The 15,441-nt window shown below is 71.5% G+C and carries 16 protein-coding genes; 4 read left to right on the top strand and 12 right to left on the bottom strand.

Features of this window, described 5'->3' with window-relative positions:
* Window positions 1-21 precede the first annotated feature (21 nt).
* Window positions 22-801, top strand: coding sequence for an EAL domain-containing protein (locus tag BMY19_RS03585; protein WP_020091385.1), 780 nt, complete (start codon window positions 22-24; stop codon window positions 799-801).
* 30 nt (window positions 802-831) lie between these two features.
* Here BMY19_RS03585 and BMY19_RS03580 read toward each other — a convergent pair whose 3' ends face one another.
* The 6 genes from BMY19_RS03580 to ccmA form a co-directional block, all read right to left on the bottom strand.
* Complete coding sequence (locus BMY19_RS03580) at window positions 832-1,347, bottom strand: hypothetical protein (RefSeq protein WP_056522105.1); 516 nt, start codon at window positions 1,345-1,347, stop codon at window positions 832-834.
* A gap of 120 nt (window positions 1,348-1,467) precedes the next feature.
* A complete protein-coding gene (locus tag BMY19_RS03575; RefSeq protein ID WP_100251111.1) occupies window positions 1,468-2,676 on the bottom strand; it encodes an acetyl-CoA C-acetyltransferase in 1,209 nt (402 codons plus the stop codon).
* 279 nt (window positions 2,677-2,955) lie between these two features.
* On the bottom strand, window positions 2,956-4,452 hold the full coding sequence (gene dnaA / locus BMY19_RS03570) for a chromosomal replication initiator protein DnaA (protein ID WP_100250871.1): 1,497 nt from the start codon (window positions 4,450-4,452) through the stop codon (window positions 2,956-2,958).
* A gap of 489 nt (window positions 4,453-4,941) precedes the next feature.
* A complete protein-coding gene (rpsT, locus tag BMY19_RS03565) occupies window positions 4,942-5,208 on the bottom strand; it encodes a 30S ribosomal protein S20 (protein WP_007561677.1) in 267 nt (88 codons plus the stop codon).
* Window positions 5,209-5,519: 311 nt separating this feature from the next.
* Complete coding sequence (gene ccmB / locus BMY19_RS03560; protein WP_056522298.1) at window positions 5,520-6,188, bottom strand: heme exporter protein CcmB; 669 nt, start codon at window positions 6,186-6,188, stop codon at window positions 5,520-5,522.
* Window positions 6,185-6,823, bottom strand: coding sequence for a heme ABC exporter ATP-binding protein CcmA (gene ccmA, locus BMY19_RS03555; protein ID WP_100250870.1), 639 nt, complete (start codon window positions 6,821-6,823; stop codon window positions 6,185-6,187). Before ccmA ends, ccmB begins: the two co-directional genes overlap by 4 nt.
* A gap of 127 nt (window positions 6,824-6,950) precedes the next feature.
* Between ccmA and BMY19_RS03550 the strand changes: the two genes are divergently transcribed.
* On the top strand, window positions 6,951-7,136 hold the full coding sequence (locus BMY19_RS03550) for a hypothetical protein (RefSeq protein WP_091781780.1): 186 nt from the start codon (window positions 6,951-6,953) through the stop codon (window positions 7,134-7,136).
* On the opposite strand, the gene BMY19_RS03545 is transcribed toward BMY19_RS03550, so the two are convergent.
* Window positions 7,137-7,922 carry an RNA methyltransferase gene (locus BMY19_RS03545; RefSeq protein ID WP_100250869.1) on the bottom strand — a complete coding sequence of 262 codons (786 nt, stop codon included), beginning with the start codon at window positions 7,920-7,922 and terminating at the stop codon, window positions 7,137-7,139. It lies immediately after the preceding gene.
* 205 nt (window positions 7,923-8,127) lie between these two features.
* Between BMY19_RS03545 and BMY19_RS03540 the strand changes: the two genes are divergently transcribed.
* Complete coding sequence (locus tag BMY19_RS03540; protein WP_020091377.1) at window positions 8,128-9,342, top strand: NADP-dependent isocitrate dehydrogenase; 1,215 nt, start codon at window positions 8,128-8,130, stop codon at window positions 9,340-9,342.
* 78 nt (window positions 9,343-9,420) lie between these two features.
* Here BMY19_RS03540 and BMY19_RS03535 read toward each other — a convergent pair whose 3' ends face one another.
* From BMY19_RS03535 to BMY19_RS03525, 3 genes are all read right to left on the bottom strand, one after another.
* Window positions 9,421-9,600, bottom strand: coding sequence for a hypothetical protein (locus BMY19_RS03535; protein ID WP_020091376.1), 180 nt, complete (start codon window positions 9,598-9,600; stop codon window positions 9,421-9,423).
* A gap of 2 nt (window positions 9,601-9,602) precedes the next feature.
* Window positions 9,603-10,226 (bottom strand): acyl-homoserine-lactone synthase, encoded by a 624-nt coding sequence (locus BMY19_RS03530; protein ID WP_026604656.1) that lies wholly within the window; start codon window positions 10,224-10,226, stop codon window positions 9,603-9,605.
* 175 nt (window positions 10,227-10,401) lie between these two features.
* Complete coding sequence (locus BMY19_RS03525; RefSeq protein ID WP_020091374.1) at window positions 10,402-11,130, bottom strand: autoinducer binding domain-containing protein; 729 nt, start codon at window positions 11,128-11,130, stop codon at window positions 10,402-10,404.
* Window positions 11,131-11,280: 150 nt separating this feature from the next.
* Here BMY19_RS03525 and BMY19_RS03520 point away from each other — a divergent pair, with 150 nt between their 5' ends.
* On the top strand, window positions 11,281-11,511 hold the full coding sequence (locus BMY19_RS03520) for a hypothetical protein (protein WP_100250868.1): 231 nt from the start codon (window positions 11,281-11,283) through the stop codon (window positions 11,509-11,511).
* 31 nt (window positions 11,512-11,542) lie between these two features.
* Here BMY19_RS03520 and BMY19_RS03515 read toward each other — a convergent pair whose 3' ends face one another.
* Window positions 11,543-11,980, bottom strand: a complete 438-nt coding sequence (locus BMY19_RS03515) for a DUF3429 domain-containing protein (RefSeq protein WP_020091372.1) — start codon at window positions 11,978-11,980, stop codon at window positions 11,543-11,545.
* Between the two features lie 138 nt (window positions 11,981-12,118).
* Complete coding sequence (locus tag BMY19_RS03510; protein WP_100250867.1) at window positions 12,119-15,376, bottom strand: SEL1-like repeat protein; 3,258 nt, start codon at window positions 15,374-15,376, stop codon at window positions 12,119-12,121.
* Window positions 15,377-15,441: the final 65 nt, after the last annotated feature.

The following is a 15,441-nucleotide window of genomic DNA, read 5'->3' as shown; positions in this document are numbered from 1 at the left end:
GTCACTCACCGAAAGCCGCACATGACGAAGGATTCCGGCTGCCGCGCCTGTCGCGCCGGCACCAAGCTCGACTTCGACTTCACGATGGCGTTCCAGCCGATCCTCGACCTCGCGGACGGCAGCGTCTGGGCCTACGAGGCGCTGGTGCGCGGCCCGAAGGGTGAGCCGGCCTACACGATCCTCGACCGGGTGACCGACGAGACCCGCTACCAGTTCGACCAGGCCGCCCGCGTCAAGGCGATCGAGCTCGCCGGCACGCTGTTTCCCCGCGACAGCGCCACCCGGCTGTCCATCAACTTCATGCCCAACGCGGTCTACGAGCCGAACGCCTGCATCCGCGCGTCGCTCGAGGCGGCGCGGCGCATCGACTTCGCCCACCGGCGGATCATGTTCGAGTTCACCGAGCAGGAGCGCTTCCGGGACATCGATCACGTCAAGGGCATCGTCGCCGCCTACCGGAAGCAGGGGTTCCTGACGGCGCTCGACGATTTCGGCGCCGGCTTCGCGGGCCTGAGCCTGCTCGCCAATTTCCGCCCCGACCTGATCAAGATCGACATGGACGTGCTGCGCGGCCTCGACAGCGACGCCGGGCGCTACGCCATCGTCTCGGGCGTGGTCGCCATCGCCCGAGCCCTCGACGTGGCGGTGCTCGCCGAGGGCGTGGAGACCGCGGCGGAGCTCGACGCCCTGCGCAGCATCGGGATCACGCTCGTCCAGGGCTACCACTTCGCCAAGCCCCTCCTGGAGGGGCTGCCCCCGGTCGCGGGCTTCACCCCCATGGTGGCCGCGCGCGCGGCCTGACACCCGACCGACGCGCGCGGCGCTCATCGCCTACTTCGGCGCCGGGGCCGGAGCCGCGGCCGGCGGAACCGTCGGCGCCGGCGGGGCGCCGGGCTTCGGTCCGTTGTCGGTCGCCGCGGCCACCGCCAGCATGTTGAGCAGCTTGGTGACGGAGTTCTGCGAGATCGCCGTCACCGACGAGTTCGGATCGGCGTTCATTGTCTGGAACTTGAGGTAGGTCGGGTCCGAGTAGATCTCGTCGAGGTGCTTGAGCTCGGCGAGGCTGAACTTCTCGGCGTAGTCCTTCGAGAGCCCCTGGACCATGAGGGTCCGCTGCTTCTCGAACTCGTCCAGCAGCTCCTTGCGCACGGCCTCGGCGCGGGCCTCCGGCATCGGCGCCACGGTCTTCTCGAGGGCGACGTTGAACCCGGTCTGGAGGTTCTTGATCAGGGTCTTGTTGACGAGGTTGGTGGCCGCGGCGACGCGGTCCGCCGCGTCATCGGCGCGAGCGGCCACCGGCAGGCTCAGGGTGACGCCCAGACAGAGCGTCGCAATCAGGCGGTTCAAGGGCTTGTCTCCCGTTGTTTTATCGTCCGGACCACGAAAGGGCCGAGCGTCGCCCGCGCCTCTAGCAGCGTTCCCGGACTTTGGGGAGCGGCGCGGCGCCGCTCCCGGGCGCGCGGGGGTTCACACCCGCTCGATGATCGTCGCGGTGCCCATGCCGGCGCCGATGCACAGAGTGACCAGCGCGCGCTCCTTCCCGGTCCGCTCCAGCTCGTCGAGCGCGGTTCCGAGGATCATCGCGCCGGTGGCGCCGAGCGGGTGGCCGAGGGCGATGGCCCCGCCATTCACGTTGACCGCCTCCGGGTCTAGGTCAAAGGCCTGGCAGAAGCGCAGGACCACGGCCGCGAAGGCCTCGTTGACCTCGAACAGGTCGATGTCCGAGAGGCTCAGGCCCGACTTCGCCAGCACCTTGCGGGTGACGTCCACCGGCCCGGTGAGCATCAGGGCCGGGTCGGACCCGATATTGGCGAAGGCGCGGATCCGGGCGCGCGGGCGCAGGCCCGCGGCCTCGCCGGCAGCGCGGGAACCGATCAGCACGGCGGCGGCGCCGTCGACGATGCCGGAGGAGTTGCCGGCGTGGTGGACGTGCTCGACGCTCTCCACGTCCGGATGCGCGTCCGTCGCGACGGCGTCGAAGCCGCCCATCTGGCCCATCTGCACGAACGAGGCCTTCAGCGCGGCGAGCGACTGCATGTCGGTGCCTGGACGCATGTGCTCGTCGCGGTCGAGCAGCGTGATGCCGTTCACGTCGCGGACCGGAACCACCGAGCGGTCGAACAGCCCCTCACCCCAGGATTTCGCGGCGCGTTCCTGGGAGCGGACCGCGTAGGCGTCGCAATCGTCCCGTGTGAAGCCGTACTTGGTGGCGATCAGGTCGGCCGAGACGCCCTGCGGCATGAAGTAGGACTTGATGGCGATCGCCGGGTCGACCGGCCAGGCGCCGCCCGAGGCGCCGATGCCGATTCGACTCATCGATTCGACGCCGCCGCCCACCGCCATCTCGTGCTGGCCGCTCATGACCTGCGCGGCGGCGAAGTTCACCGCGTCGAGGCCGGAGGCGCAGAAGCGGTTGATCTGCACGCCCGGGACGTGCGCGCCGTAATCCGCCACGAGGGCGGCGGCGCGGGCGATGTCGCCCCCCGCCTCGCCCACCGGATCGACGCAGCCCAGCACCACGTCGTCGACGAGGCCGGTATCGAGTCCGTTGCGGTCCTTGAGGGCGCGGAGCGCCGTCTCGGCAAGCCGCAGGGCGGTGACTTCGTGGAGGGAGCCGTCCGCCTTGCCGCGCCCGCGCGGCGTGCGAACGTGGTCGTAGATGAAGGCGTCCGTCATCAGCACTCCCCCGGGGCGTCGATCTTCGCCGGTCGGCGACGCGGCCTTACAGGGCCGTCTCGGTTCGCGCCAGTCTGCCACGGCGCGCGCGCCCTCGGCCAGCCCCGATAGCGGGGAGCCGGCAAAGGGCGCGTGACAGCGGGGGTGGTTTGGTCGTGCTCGTGCGGGCTCGGCCAGATCAGCCGGATGCCCGGCCGTCCCCGCACCCGCCCGGATCGAACCTGCTCCTGAAAGAGCAAACTCAGCCCGGACGCGATGCGGGAAATCTCGCGCGTTCGACTAGTCCTGAAGCATCCGCTTCAGCAGCTCGACCTCGTCGCCGAGCACCGAATCTTCGCCGATCTGCTTCTCGATCTTACGCACGGCGTGCAGCACCGTGGTGTGGTCGCGGCCTCCGAAGCGGCGGCCGATCTCCGGCAGCGAGCGCAGCGTCAAGACCTTCGACAGGTACATGGCGATCTGGCGCGGCTTCACCACCGCGGCGGTGCGCCGTTCCGACAGGATGTCGGACCGCGAGACGTTGTAGCGCGAGGCGACCAGCTTCTGGATGTCCTCGATCTTGATCCGCTTCGGCTCGCGGTTCTTCACGAGGTCGCGGATCGCGCTCTCGGCCGTCTCCATCGTCACGGCGGTGCCGGTGAGCGTGGCGTGGGCCAGCAGGCGGTTGACCGCGCCCTCGAGGTCGCGGCCGTTGGCGGTGATCGCGCGGGCCACGTAGGCCGCCACCTGCGGTGAGACGTCGAAGCCCGGATGCGCGGCCCGCACGGCGGCGAGGCGTGCCGACAGGATCGAGACGCGCAGGGCCTCGTCGAGGGCCGTGATCTCGACCACGAGGCCGCCGCCGAGCCGCGAGCGCACCCGCTCGTCCAGGGCCTCGAGCTCGGTCGGGGGCCGGTCGGAGGCGACGACGACCTGACGGCCGGCATCGATGAGCGCGTTGATCGTGTGGCCGAACTCGGCCTGAATCGACTTGCCCTGGATGAACTGGACGTCGTCCAGGATCAGCAGGTCGATGCCCCGCAGCCGCTCCTTGTAGGCGAGCGCCGACTGGGTCTTCAGGGCGTTGACGAAGCCGTACATGAAGCGGTCGGCAGTCAGGTAGATCACCCGGCGGCCGGCCTCGCGGGCGGCGTGGCCGATCCCGTGCAGCAGGTGGGTCTTGCCCAGCCCGACGCCCGCGTGGAGGTAGAGCGGGTTGTAGAGCGCGCCCTCCCCCTGGTGATTGGCGACCCGCTCGGCGGCGGCGTGCGCCAGCGCGTTCGAGCGCCCGATCACGAAGCTCGCGAAGGTCAGCCGCGCGTCGAGCGGCGTGCCGCTCAGGTCACCGCCGGCCTCGGCGCCGCGCGCCTCGGGCGTCGGTGCGACCGCGGCGACCGGCGTCGGCGCGCTGGTCGCGTGGAGGCGGGCGAGCGGGCCGCTGACCGGGCCTGCCTTCGCGGCTCCGACGGCGACCGGACGGACCGGCGCCCCGGTCCCGCGCACGCCGACCTCGATCCGCGCGATCTCCTCGACCTCGGCCTTGAAGGTGTTGAGGACGCGATCGAGGTAGTGCGACTCGATCCAGCTCTTCAGGAAGCGGGTCGGGACCGTCAGGCGGGCCGTTCCGCCGGCCACGGCCTCCAGCTCCAGCCGGGCGAACCAGCTGGCGAACACGTCCTCGCCGAGTTCGGCCCGCAGCCGGCGCTTCACCCGGGCCCAGGCAGACCCGTAATCCGTGTTGCCGCCGCCGTTGCGGCCCCCGTCGTCGTCGCTCGCCACCGTTCCGTCGACACGCATCACTGGCTCTCCCGACGCTGCCCACGGAATCCCGCAGGCGGCGCGTACGCACGAATTACGCCCTCAGCGTCCCGCAAGAACGGGCGGGACAGAGTCCTCTGGACGGAGTCAACCCCACCGCGAGGAACTTTTGCCGATTGGGAGAGCCTATCAACAATTACCTACGGTTCCTTTAACAGTGGGACTTGTGGGGACGGCGCGGATTCCCATTCGCAAGTGTTCCCGCGGGAGCTGAACACGGCCGCTAGAGTCTTGGCGAATCAGATCGATTCGCTGGAGTCTCGAAATCGTCGTGTTTTGCTTGTCCGGTGTCAGTTTCTGTTAAGCTACACGCCGTTTCCGGGAACCGCAATCGTGCTGATTCTTGGATAGGGTTAACGCTTTCGACTCATGGCGCCGCCGGCAGCGCGCGGCCCAATCCGGACAGCGCGCACGAAAAAGCCCGGCGCGAAGGCCGGGCTCGAGACCGTCTCGGTGGTGCGTGGCGTCTTAGGCGGCGAGCGCCTTCACGCGTGCGGCGAGGCGCGAGACCTTCCGCGAGGCGTTGTTCTTGTGAACGATGCCGTGCTGTGCAGCGCGCATCATCTCGGGCTCGGCGGCGCGGAGGGCGGCCAGCGCGTCCTGCTGGTTACCGGTGGCGATGGCCTCCTCGACCTTGCGGACGAAGGTCCGCATGCGCGAGCGGCGCGAGCGGTTGATCGCCGTGCGCTTGGCGATCTTGCGGGTCATCTTCTTGGCCGAAGCGGTGTTGGCCATGTACGTCCTCGTGTTTCTCGTCGGGCGATGCCGACGGGCCGGCTGTGCCGGAAATCGGTCGTCGCGTCAGGTTGTCTGGCGATGGCCGAGACGCAACGCGCGCGAAAGCGCGGCCCCTCGGCGAAGCGGCTTCTATAGTCAGGGGGGCGCCGCGCGTCAACGCGCTCGGAGGCGAAACCGGATCGCGGGCCTCGGCCTCAGTCCGGGCGCCGGGACACATCCGGCAGACCTCCCCGAAGACGTCGGATCGCGGGAGGCCGCATCGCCCCGACGATGACGGGCGCCGGCCGGCTCTCGCAGGAGCGCTCCGGCTATTCGGGCCAGCGCAGGGCCGCCGCCGCCGCCAGCGTCCCGACCACGGCGGCGATCAGCGTCAGCGCCGCCAGCACCGCCAGCGGCACGAGGAACGGCACCGTGCCGCCGCTCGCCGCCTGCGCGGCCGAGACGCCGAAGATCAGCGTCGGGATCATCAGCGGCAGGACCAGCACGGCCAGGATCAGGCCGCCCCGGCGAATCGAGGCGGTGAGCGCCGCGCCCACCGCGCCGATGAAGCTCAGGGCCGGGGTGCCGGCGAGCAGCGTCAGGGACGTCGCGCCCATGGCGGTGCCGTCGAGGGCCACCAGCAGCCCGAAGAGCGGCGCGGCCAGGGCGAGCGGCAGGCCCGTGGTCAGCCAGTGCGCCGCGACCTTGCCGAGCACCACAAGCTCGAGGGGCACCGGCGCGGCGGTCATCAGGTCGAGGGAGCCGTCCTCCTCGTCGGCCTGGAACAGGCGGTCGAGGCCGATCAGCGTCGCCAGAACGGCGGCGAGCCACAGGATCGCCGGGCCGATCCGCGACAGCAGGTTGAGATCGGGCCCGAGGGCGAAGGGCACCAGCGCGACGATCATCAGGAAGAAGACCAGCGACAGGGCGCCGGAACCGCCGACCCGGCCGGCGAGGCGCAGGTCGCGGGCGACGAGGGCGAGGACCGCGCGAATCACGCCCACTCCTCCAGCGCGTCCGCGACCGGCGCCGCGGCCGCGGTCTCGATGCGCAGCTCCGCCGCGCGGGCGAGGCCGAGCGACTGGTGGGTGGCGGCGATCACGAGACCGCCGCCGGCCCGATGGCCCTCCATCAGCTCGGCGAGCACCGCCTGCGAGGCCGTGTCGAGGGCGGCGGTCGGCTCGTCCAGGAGCCAGAGCGGCCGGGCACAGACGAGGAGCCGCGCCAGGGCCACGCGCCGCCGCTGGCCCGCCGAGAGATAAGCCACCGGCAGGTCGTGCGCGTGGCCGAGGCCGAGCCGCTCCAGCGCGGCGCGCGGGTTCAGGCGCGGCGCGCCCAGGAGCCGCTGGGCGAACAGGAGGTTCTCGCCCGCCGTGAGCGAACTCTTCAGCCCGTCGCGGTGGCCGACCGCGTGGAGGCACTCGGGCAGGCTCGCCTCGCCGACGTCGGCGACCTCGACCCGCCCGGCATCGGCCCGCAGCCGGCCCGACAGGATGGCGAGGAGGCTCGACTTGCCCGCGCCGTTCCGCCCGGTAATCGCCAGGGCGTCGCCGGGTCCGAGGGCGAAGGACAGGTTGGCGAAGATGCGGCGGCCGGAGCGGCGGCAGGCCAGATTGTCCACGCTGAGCCGCACCCGATACCCCGCCCTCGTCCCGCCACCGCGCGGCCGCTCCGCGAATCGCCGACTCCATGCCCGATTGCGCCGCGGAACGGAACCGCACGGCCCAGCTGCGCTTTCGTTCTGCAACGGAGGATTGCCCATGGCCGAGGCGAGAAACCCGAGCGAGACCGAGGTCGCCGCGACGCCCGACGCGGTGGCCGGACGCGCCAAAGTCGAGGCGCGCATGGCGCAGTGCACCCCCGAGGAGCAGACGGCGTTCTGGGAGGCGGTCGGCCGCTGCTTCGGCGGCGGCAAGCCCCCGGCGATGAAGCCGGCCTCCGGCTGATCAGCCGCCCTTCCGCGCCAGGGCCCGCAGCGCCCCGCGAAACGTCCGCACATCCTGCTCGGTCAGGCACATGCGGTGAAGCATGTCGCGCATGTTGCGGGCGATGATCTCCTTCTTCTCCGGCGGGTAGAAGCCGGCCCCGTCGAGCGCCGACTCCAGGCTCCCGAACAGCGCGATCAGCGCCTCGCGGGTCGCCGGCGGCGACAGGAGTTCGCCCGTGAAGGGCAGGCGCGCCCGGCCGCTCGCCTGCCGCCACGCGTAGCCGACGAGCAGTACCGCCTGGGCGAGGTTGAGCGAGGGAAAGTCCGGGGAGACCGGGAAGGTGACGATCGCGTCGGCGAGCGACACCTCGTCGTTGGTGAGGCCGACCCGCTCGCGGCCGAACATCACCGCGGTGCGCTGGCCCTCGCGGGCCGCGATCTCGCCCATGGCCTCCTCCGGCGCGAACACCCGCTTCATCTGCCCGCGCTCCCGCGCCGTGGTCGCCAGCACGTATCGGCAGTCGGCGATGGCCTCGGCGACGCTGCCGTAGATCGTGGCCGCGTCCAGGACGTGCGTCGCGCCCGAGGCCGCCTCGCGCACGCCCTTCTTGGGCCAGCCGTTCTTCGGGTTGACGAGGCGCAGCTCCGAGAGGCCGAAATTCGCCATGGCACGGGCGGTCATGCCGATGTTCTCGGCGAGTTGCGGCTCCACCAAGATCACCGCGGGGGCGATCCCGGGCGGCAGTTCGGTGACCTTCCTCGGGGAAACCTCGGGGGCGTCGCCCTGTGCGTCTCGGCTCGTCATGGCGGCCGTCTGGCACGGCGGGCCCGACCCGTCGAGGGCCGAGTGACGATGCCGCCCGGATGACAGCGCGCGCCTTCCGTCGCCGGAAGGGCCGCGCTATGTCGCGGGGCGATTCCGGCCCGGGGCGCCCGTCAGGCCACCCGGGACAACGACCGCACGGCCCTTGCATGCCGTGCGCGGGGACAACGCGGGAAGGCATCGGTCCATGGCGAAGATCAAGGTAGCGAACCCCGTCGTCGAGCTCGACGGCGACGAGATGACCCGGATCATCTGGGCCGAGATCAAGAACAAGCTCATCCATCCCTATCTCGACGTCGATCTCGAGTATTACGACCTCGGCGTCGAGCACCGCGACGCCACCAACGACAAGGTCACGGTCGACGCCGCCGAGGCGATCAAGCGCCACGGCGTCGGCGTGAAGTGCGCCACCATCACCCCCGACGAGCAGCGGGTGCAGGAATTCGGCCTCAAGGAGATGTGGCGCTCGCCCAACGGCACGATCCGCAACATCCTGGGCGGCGTGATCTTCCGCGAGCCGATCATCTGCAAGAACGTGCCCCGCCTGGTGCCCGGCTGGACCCAGCCCTTCGTGATCGGCCGCCACGCCTACGGCGACCAGTACCGCGCCACGGACTTCAAGGTGCCCGGCAAGGGCCGCCTGACCATCAAGTTCGAGGGCGATGACGGCACGGTCATCGAGAAGGAGGTGTTCAAGTTCCCCGAGGCCGGCGTCGCGATGTCGATGTACAACCTCGACCAGTCGATCATCGACTTCGCCCGCGCCTCGATGAACTACGGCCTCGCGCGCAAGTACCCGGTCTACCTGTCGACCAAGAACACGATCCTCAAGGCCTATGACGGCCGGTTCAAGGACCTGTTCCAGAAGGTCTACGAGGAGGAGTTCGAGTCGAAGTTCAAGCCGCTCGGCATCACCTATGAGCATCGCCTGATCGACGACATGGTGGCCTCCTGCCTGAAGTGGTCGGGCGGCTACGTCTGGGCCTGCAAGAACTACGACGGCGACGTGCAGTCCGACACGGCCGCGCAGGGCTTCGGATCCCTCGGCCTGATGACCTCCGTGCTGATGACGCCGGACGGCCGGACCGTCGAGGCCGAGGCCGCGCACGGCACCGTCACCCGCCACTACCGCGAGCACCAGAAGGGCCGCGAGACCTCGACCAACTCGATCGCGTCGATCTTCGCCTGGACCCGGGGCCTGTCGCACCGCGCCAAGCTCGACGGCAACGACGATCTGGCGAAATTCTCCGCGACCCTGGAGAAGGTCTGCGTCGACACGGTCGAGGCCGGCCACATGACCAAGGACCTCGCCCTCCTCGTCGGACCGGACCAGAAGTGGCTCTCGACCACCGGCTTCCTCGACAAGGTCGACCAGAACCTGAAGACCGCGATGGGCGCCTGAGGCTCCAGCCTCGACGCGAAACGCGGCGGGCGTCCTCCGGGACGGCCGCCGCTTTCACATCCGCGTGCCGCCGGCGCCTCAGGCGCCGCTCGCCTGGTCCTGCGGACCCGTCTGGGCGAGGGCCCGGGCAACCTCGAGAAGCAGGAGGTCGATGGCGGCCCGCATCAGCGGATCGCCGACCGAGTCGATGAGTTCGCGAACCCGCAGGCACTGCGCGGCGAGCGCGTCCAGTGCGGTATCCTTGCTGTCGAAGATCATGTTCAGGCCACCAGGTAAGCGGGTTCGGAGACGAGGACCGAGCGACTGTCGCCGCGGACGGCGCGGAGCTTGGCCAGGGTGCGGGCGTCGAACCGGGCGGTCGCCGCCATGATCTCCTCGCCGGCGATCTGGACGGGCAGGCCGAGCGGCTGCGGGCGGAAATGCAGCTGGATGACGTGGATCATGTAGAGGGTCGGCATCTGCAGCAGCAGGCTGTTGACCCCGTGGGCGAGGCCCCACTCCACGATCCCGGTGAGCAGCGCGATCGAGACCGGATTGACGACGCGGCCCTTGGCCCGGTGCGAGCGAGCGACGCCCTGGCGGGTCCATTCCCAGATCTGGGGGCCGACTGGCCGCTCGCCCTCGCAGAGCTGCGGCAGGACGTCCGACAGGAGATGCGGGCGCGTGGTCGGCAGGAGCCGGCTGTAGCCGACGACGGTGTCGTCCTCCATGGCGAGGAAGTGGATCGCGTGCGGCGTGTCGAACTGGTCGATCTCGCGGCCGTCCGGCCTGGCCAGCTCGCTCCAGCCCTTCTCGGCGACGAAGATGTCGTGGCGCAGGCGCCAGGCCTGCTCCATCGCGTCGGCGTAGCGATCCGCGTTGGCGGGGGTGACGATGTGGATCACGAGCAAACCTCACGTTGGTCTGGCGTGAGTTTTCGTCGTTTCACCGGGGGCTGTGTACTACGAGAAACCGTAGGGTCCGCGCGCGCAGCCGGCAGTGGCGCCAAGGACTTGCCGCGGTGCGAACCGCGTTCACCGATGCCGGGCCGCGGAATGTGCGGACCGCGTGGCGCGTTCTCTAGGTTATCAGACCCGCTCGGAGCGCCTGCGCCACGGTGTGGGCGCGGTTCACGGTGTCGAGCTTCGCCCGGGCCGAGCGCAGATGGTAGTCGACGCCGGCGGCAGTGATGCCCATGACGATGCCGATCTCGACATCGGTCTTGCCCTCCGCCGCCCATTGCAGGGTCTCGCGCTCCCGCGGCGAGAGGCGCACCGGCGCGCGCCCAGCCGGCCGGCTGTTCATCAGCAGCAGCTGACCGACCGCGTAGGTCGCGACGAGGTTGAGGGCGACGCGCTCGGCCGGATCGATCTCGATCCGCTCCCCCGAGACGCTGATCCCGCCCGGCTCGCCGTCGAGGGTCACGAACGGGATCGTGATGCCCGCGCGTATGCCGAAATCGCCGGCCTCGTTCATGACGCGCCCGGCCGTCGGGGTATCCGGCAGCACGGCGCTCCAGTCGAACGGCGTCGCCGTGGTGCACAGCCGCCGGACCGTGGGGTCGTGGAGCGCGTAGCCCTGCGTCACGTACCGGCGGGCCCAGCCCTCCGGCATGGTGCTCGCGAGCACGAACCCGGCGTGCCGCCGCTTCGGCAGGCCGGGTTCCGGGACGATCCCGGCCATGATGTACGAGACTCCGTAGCGGGTGAAGGCGTCGACCAGGAGCCGCGCGATCTCGTCGGGCGAGGCGGCCCGTTCCAGATCGCGCAACACGCTGAAGGTCCTGTCGAGGTGCTTCGAATGCGGCATGCCCTAGCTCGAAATTGATGCACGCACTGCGACAAATGATGAGTCGAACGCAACCTGAGGATGGCATCGCCGCCGCTGAAAGGCTAGGGTAGCCGCGGAAAGCTCTGCCGTTTGAATCGGTCCAGCGGGCGGAGTGCGAGTTTCAACGGTATGACTGACGACGCGACCCCGCCGACGACGCGCTGGCTACTGGAACGGATCGCAGCCACGCTGGGTGTTTGTCCGACCTATTTCCTCCAGACGGAGCGGCCCGACGAGACCGCGGCGGACCAGGACGCGCGCGACTGCGCGGAGGTCGCCGCGCTGTTCCAGGCGATCAAGTCGCCGGCGCGGCGCACCGCCGTCCTGAACCTGCTGCGCGAGATGAGCCGCGAGACCTGACGGCGCGTGCCGCACGCCCGCCGCTCCGCGGTCAGGCCGCCACGAGGAGCGCGGCCCCGGCGACGCCCGAGAGGACCAAGCGCAGGCGGCCGAGCCAGAGGGGCGTGAGCCCGCGGCGGGGCAGATCCTGATCGATGAGGCCCCAGGCGAGCACGAGGCCGCCGAGGATGCGCAGGTCCCACGGTGCGGGGGCGGCCATCGCGGCCCAGGCGACCAGGGATGGCACGATGGCCACGAGATAATCGCCGTTGCCGCCATTGCGCGCCGCGGCGGCGCCCCAGCGGATCCCGCCGAGGAACGAGGCGATCACGGCGCCGTAGGCCGACAGGATGGTGCGCGGCGACAGGCCGATGCTGCTCAGGCCGCCGTCCGTGCCCGACACCGCAAGGGCAGCGAAGCCCAGGAACGGGATGAGTCCGGCCACGCCGAGAACGATTGCGCCGATCGGGACAGAGTTCCGGTGCGCCATCCATCCTCCGGGCATCGGCAAGGGTTGGCGACCCGCGCGATCCGACCCCGGTCCGACGCCGCCCTGCCGCAGCGTTCCCGCATCGCGGCGTGGCGGTCAAGGTCGGACCCGCGGCCGGGCCGCGGGCCCGGAGCGGCGTCAGCTCCGGCGCGGCGGCGCCGTGAACGGGACAGCGCCGGGCATCGGCGCGCCGAGGAGGGACATCGGCGCGCTCGCCGGCATCTTCGGCGCGGGCGGCTCGTTGACCGCCGCGTCGATCTTTCGCGGCTTGAAGTTCGCCGCGAGGCTCTTGGCGCTGGCGAGGTCGGCGGGGCTGAGCTTGTTGGCCACGTCGTCGCGCTTTTTGCCGGCATCGTCGTCGCCTTGGCTCGCGGCAGCGGAGAACCACGCGTAGGACTGGATCAGGTCCTGCGTCAGGCCGAGGCCGCGCGCGTAGAGGACGCCGAGATTGTACTGGCTGTCGCGGACGCCGAACTCGGCGCCCTGCCGGAACCACGAGGCCGCGGAGGCGAAATCCGGCTTGCCGTTGGCGGCCGGGTTCTCGGCGTACAGCACCGCCAGATTGTGCATGGAGCGGGCGTGGCCCTGCTCGGCGGCGCGGCCGTACCAGAGCTTCGCCTTGTCGAGGTCTCGGACGACGCCCGAGCCCTTCTCGTAATGGCCCGCGACCTTGTACTGGGCGGGCGCGTAGCCGGCCGCGGCCAGCTTCTCGAAGAGCTTGGCGGCGATCGACAGATCGCGCGGCATGCCGCGGCCATCGGCCTCCCGCGTCGCGAGGTCCCAGATCGACGCGCCGTCACCGTCGAGGGCGGCGAGCTTCACCTTCGCCAGCGCCGGCGGCAGGTTGCCGAACTCGGCCTGCAGGCTGTTCATCCCCGAGACCTGCGGCACCGCAGCCCTGGCGTTGGGCCGGGCATCCGAGGGAACGGAGTTGGGCAGAGACTGGGTCGTCGTCGGATCAGCCGGCGCCGGCTTCGACTCCGCGCTCTCCTTGGCTGCGTCCTTCGAAGCGTCCTTGGAGACGTCCGCATTGTCCTTCTGGACCTCCGCGGCATCGCCGCGGGACGGCGCGACCTGGCTCGTCGGAGCCGCCGGCCGCGGCTCGTCCGCGCCCCGCATGGTGATCGCCTGGAGCGCGCCGAGAGCCAGCACGATGGCCGCGAGGCCGAGCAGCAGCGGCCGGCGCCGGCGATCGATCTCGGCGCGCAACCGTCCGAGGCGGCCGGTCGCTGCCCCCTGGAGAGCGGCGACCCGGTCACTCCGGGCTTCCCGGCGCTCGGCAGGCGCCTCGGCGGCCAGCTCCGCCTGGGCAGCCTGGGCCGCCCGGCGCGCGGCCGCGATGAAGCTGGACTTGATGTCGGTCTCGGACTTGGAATCGGCCGCGGATCGCGCGGCGGCGACGTCGCCGAGGCGCTCCTGCACGGCCCGGCGGGCGGAGGGCTCGCGGGCAGCGCGCGGCTCGCGCGGCGGCCGGCCGCTGCCGGGCTCCAGAAGGTCGTCGGCGAGGCGGGATGCCTCGGCATTGTCGCGCCGCGACCTTGCGCGCGCCTCGACGGGCGCGAGGGCCACATCCGGGCTCGTCGACGACATCAGGCGCTCGTCGAGGGACGGCCCCCGCGCCGGCACGGCCTCGACGGGCCCGAGCCGGACGAGGAGCCGCTCCAGGGCCGACTGAACCCCGTCGAGGGTCGCGCCGAGGCGCTGATCGGAGGCCACCTGCCGGGCCTGCATGTCCGCAAGGCTGGCGCGCAGGAGGCCGATCTCGCCCGACTCGGCGGCACCGAGGCCGGATGTCTGCAGGCTCTGCGCGACCGCGTTGCGGGCTGCGCGCTCCACCGCGGCCTCGCTCGGCGCCGATTCCCGGAGCGCCGTGACCTGCCGCAGCAGGTCGCCCATCGTGCGCTCCAGCCCGGCCAGCGCCGGATCGGCGCTGTGCGGCGCGTCGAGGCGGCCGGCCAGCGAGACCACCTGCCGCTCCAGGGCGTCGAGGCCCTCGTGCTCGGACCGGGTGCCGACCTGATCGACCTTCTCGGCGAGGCTGCGGAGCATGGCGTGGATGGAGGCCATGTCGCCCGAGCGGGCCACGTTCACGTCGCCGGTGCGCTCGGACCAGTCGTCCCGCGCGCAGAGCACGTCGACCTTCTCGGCGAGTGCCTGGATCTGCTCCGCCAGCGCCGCCGGCGCGGCGATCTTCACGTCGCTGCGGATCTCCTCCAGGATCGGCCGCAGGTCCGGGCCGGCGGCCGTCCGCTGCAGCTGGGCGATCTGTGCGCTCACCGCCTGCAGGCTCTGCGCGAGACCCTGGATGCGCTCCGGGCCGGCGAGCGCGGCGATCTGACGGCGGATCTCCTCGAGTTCGGCGAACAGGCCTGCGAGGGTCCGGTCGTCCGGACCGGCGGCGCCGGTCGCGGCGGCGGTGTCGAGGCGCTCGGCGAGGCGCCGGACGTCCTCCGCGACGCGGCTGTGGACGTTCTCGGCCACCTCCTCGGCGAGGCGCTCGACCTGGGCCCGGACCTGCTCGATCGGCACCGCGATGGCGGTGAGATCGGTCCCCGCCTGGGCGCGCTCGATGCCGCTCGCCAGGGTGACGACGGCCTGCTCGAGGGCGCCGATGTCCCGGCTCGTCGCGAGCTGGTTGATCGCCTCCCGTAGGCGCGTGGTCTCCTCCTGAAGCTCGATCAGGGCGGTCGACGGGGCGACGCCCTCCTCGATCCGCGCCTCCAGGCGGCGGGCGAGGTCCAGGCGCATGCTGGCGACGACGCCGCCATCGGCCGCGGACGCGGCGAGCGCCGGCTCGGCGCCCTGTGCCAGCTCGCGCTGGCGCTGGCGGATGTCCTGGACGGCGCTGCGGATGTCGGCGGCGGCGGGACGCGGGCGACGGCCGGGCGTCCGGGTCGAGGCGACCTGCTCGCCGAGCTGCGACATGCGGCGCTCGATGTCGCCGAGCCGCTCGGTGACCTGCTGGACGGGGGCCGCCTTCAGGGCGCGCTCGATGCGGGCTTCGATCTCCGCGAGGCGGCGCGCCTCGGCATCCTGGGCGGCGCGCCGCTCGTGGTCGAGGGCGCGGTCGAGACCGTCGAGGCGGTCCATCAGAGCGGCGATGCCGTCGCCGTAGCCCTCGGCGCGCGGCGCTGTCCCGTGGGCACGCGGGTCGGGCGAGGCCGGCGGGAGGGCGCGCTCGGCCGAGGCCTCGGGCCGGTTGCCGCCGAGAGCGAGCTGCTCGGCGCGGTGGCGCCGCCGGTGCCGGCGATTTCCCTGACCGGCCGATTGCTGCTGCGGCACCACCGACGCGATCCAGGTCTCGAGCGGGACCCCGGCCCGCGCCGCCACGTCGCGGGCCGCGTCGAGCACCTCGGGATCGAAACTGTCGAGCTGCGGCATCGCGTTGCGGGTCATCGGTGGCCTGTCGTCGGCAGCGTTCGGCGTCCGTTTCCTCGGCGCAGAGCGGGACCGGAATTCGG

It is taken from the genome of Methylobacterium sp. UNC300MFChir4.1 (genome assembly GCF_900110155.1).
Lineage (GTDB): Bacteria > Pseudomonadota > Alphaproteobacteria > Rhizobiales > Beijerinckiaceae > Methylobacterium.
The sequence above is the reverse complement of the archived record's forward strand: the minus strand, read 5'-3'. Positions and strand labels throughout refer to the sequence as shown.

What these genes read in the sequence shown, in the direction of transcription:
- BMY19_RS03585 (WP_020091385.1), top strand. Translation starts at nt 22, where the DNA reads ATGACGAAGGATTCCGGCTGCCGCGCCTGTCGCGCCGGCACCAAGCTC.
- BMY19_RS03575 (WP_100251111.1), bottom strand. Translation starts at nt 2,676, where the DNA reads ATGACGGACGCCTTCATCTACGACCACGTTCGCACGCCGCGCGGGCGC.
- dnaA (WP_100250871.1), bottom strand. Translation starts at nt 4,452, where the DNA reads ATGCGTGTCGACGGAACGGTGGCGAGCGACGACGACGGGGGCCGCAAC.
- BMY19_RS03535 (WP_020091376.1), bottom strand. Translation starts at nt 9,600, where the DNA reads ATGATCTTCGACAGCAAGGATACCGCACTGGACGCGCTCGCCGCGCAG.
- BMY19_RS03525 (WP_020091374.1), bottom strand. Translation starts at nt 11,130, where the DNA reads ATGCCGCATTCGAAGCACCTCGACAGGACCTTCAGCGTGTTGCGCGAT.
- BMY19_RS03520 (WP_100250868.1), top strand. Translation starts at nt 11,281, where the DNA reads ATGACTGACGACGCGACCCCGCCGACGACGCGCTGGCTACTGGAACGG.
- BMY19_RS03510 (WP_100250867.1), bottom strand. Translation starts at nt 15,376, where the DNA reads ATGACCCGCAACGCGATGCCGCAGCTCGACAGTTTCGATCCCGAGGTG.
- BMY19_RS03540 (WP_020091377.1), top strand. Translation starts at nt 8,128, where the DNA reads ATGGCGAAGATCAAGGTAGCGAACCCCGTCGTCGAGCTCGACGGCGAC.
- BMY19_RS03515 (WP_020091372.1), bottom strand. Translation starts at nt 11,980, where the DNA reads ATGGCGCACCGGAACTCTGTCCCGATCGGCGCAATCGTTCTCGGCGTG.
- rpsT (WP_007561677.1), bottom strand. Translation starts at nt 5,208, where the DNA reads ATGGCCAACACCGCTTCGGCCAAGAAGATGACCCGCAAGATCGCCAAG.
- BMY19_RS03550 (WP_091781780.1), top strand. Translation starts at nt 6,951, where the DNA reads ATGGCCGAGGCGAGAAACCCGAGCGAGACCGAGGTCGCCGCGACGCCC.
- BMY19_RS03545 (WP_100250869.1), bottom strand. Translation starts at nt 7,922, where the DNA reads ATGACGAGCCGAGACGCACAGGGCGACGCCCCCGAGGTTTCCCCGAGG.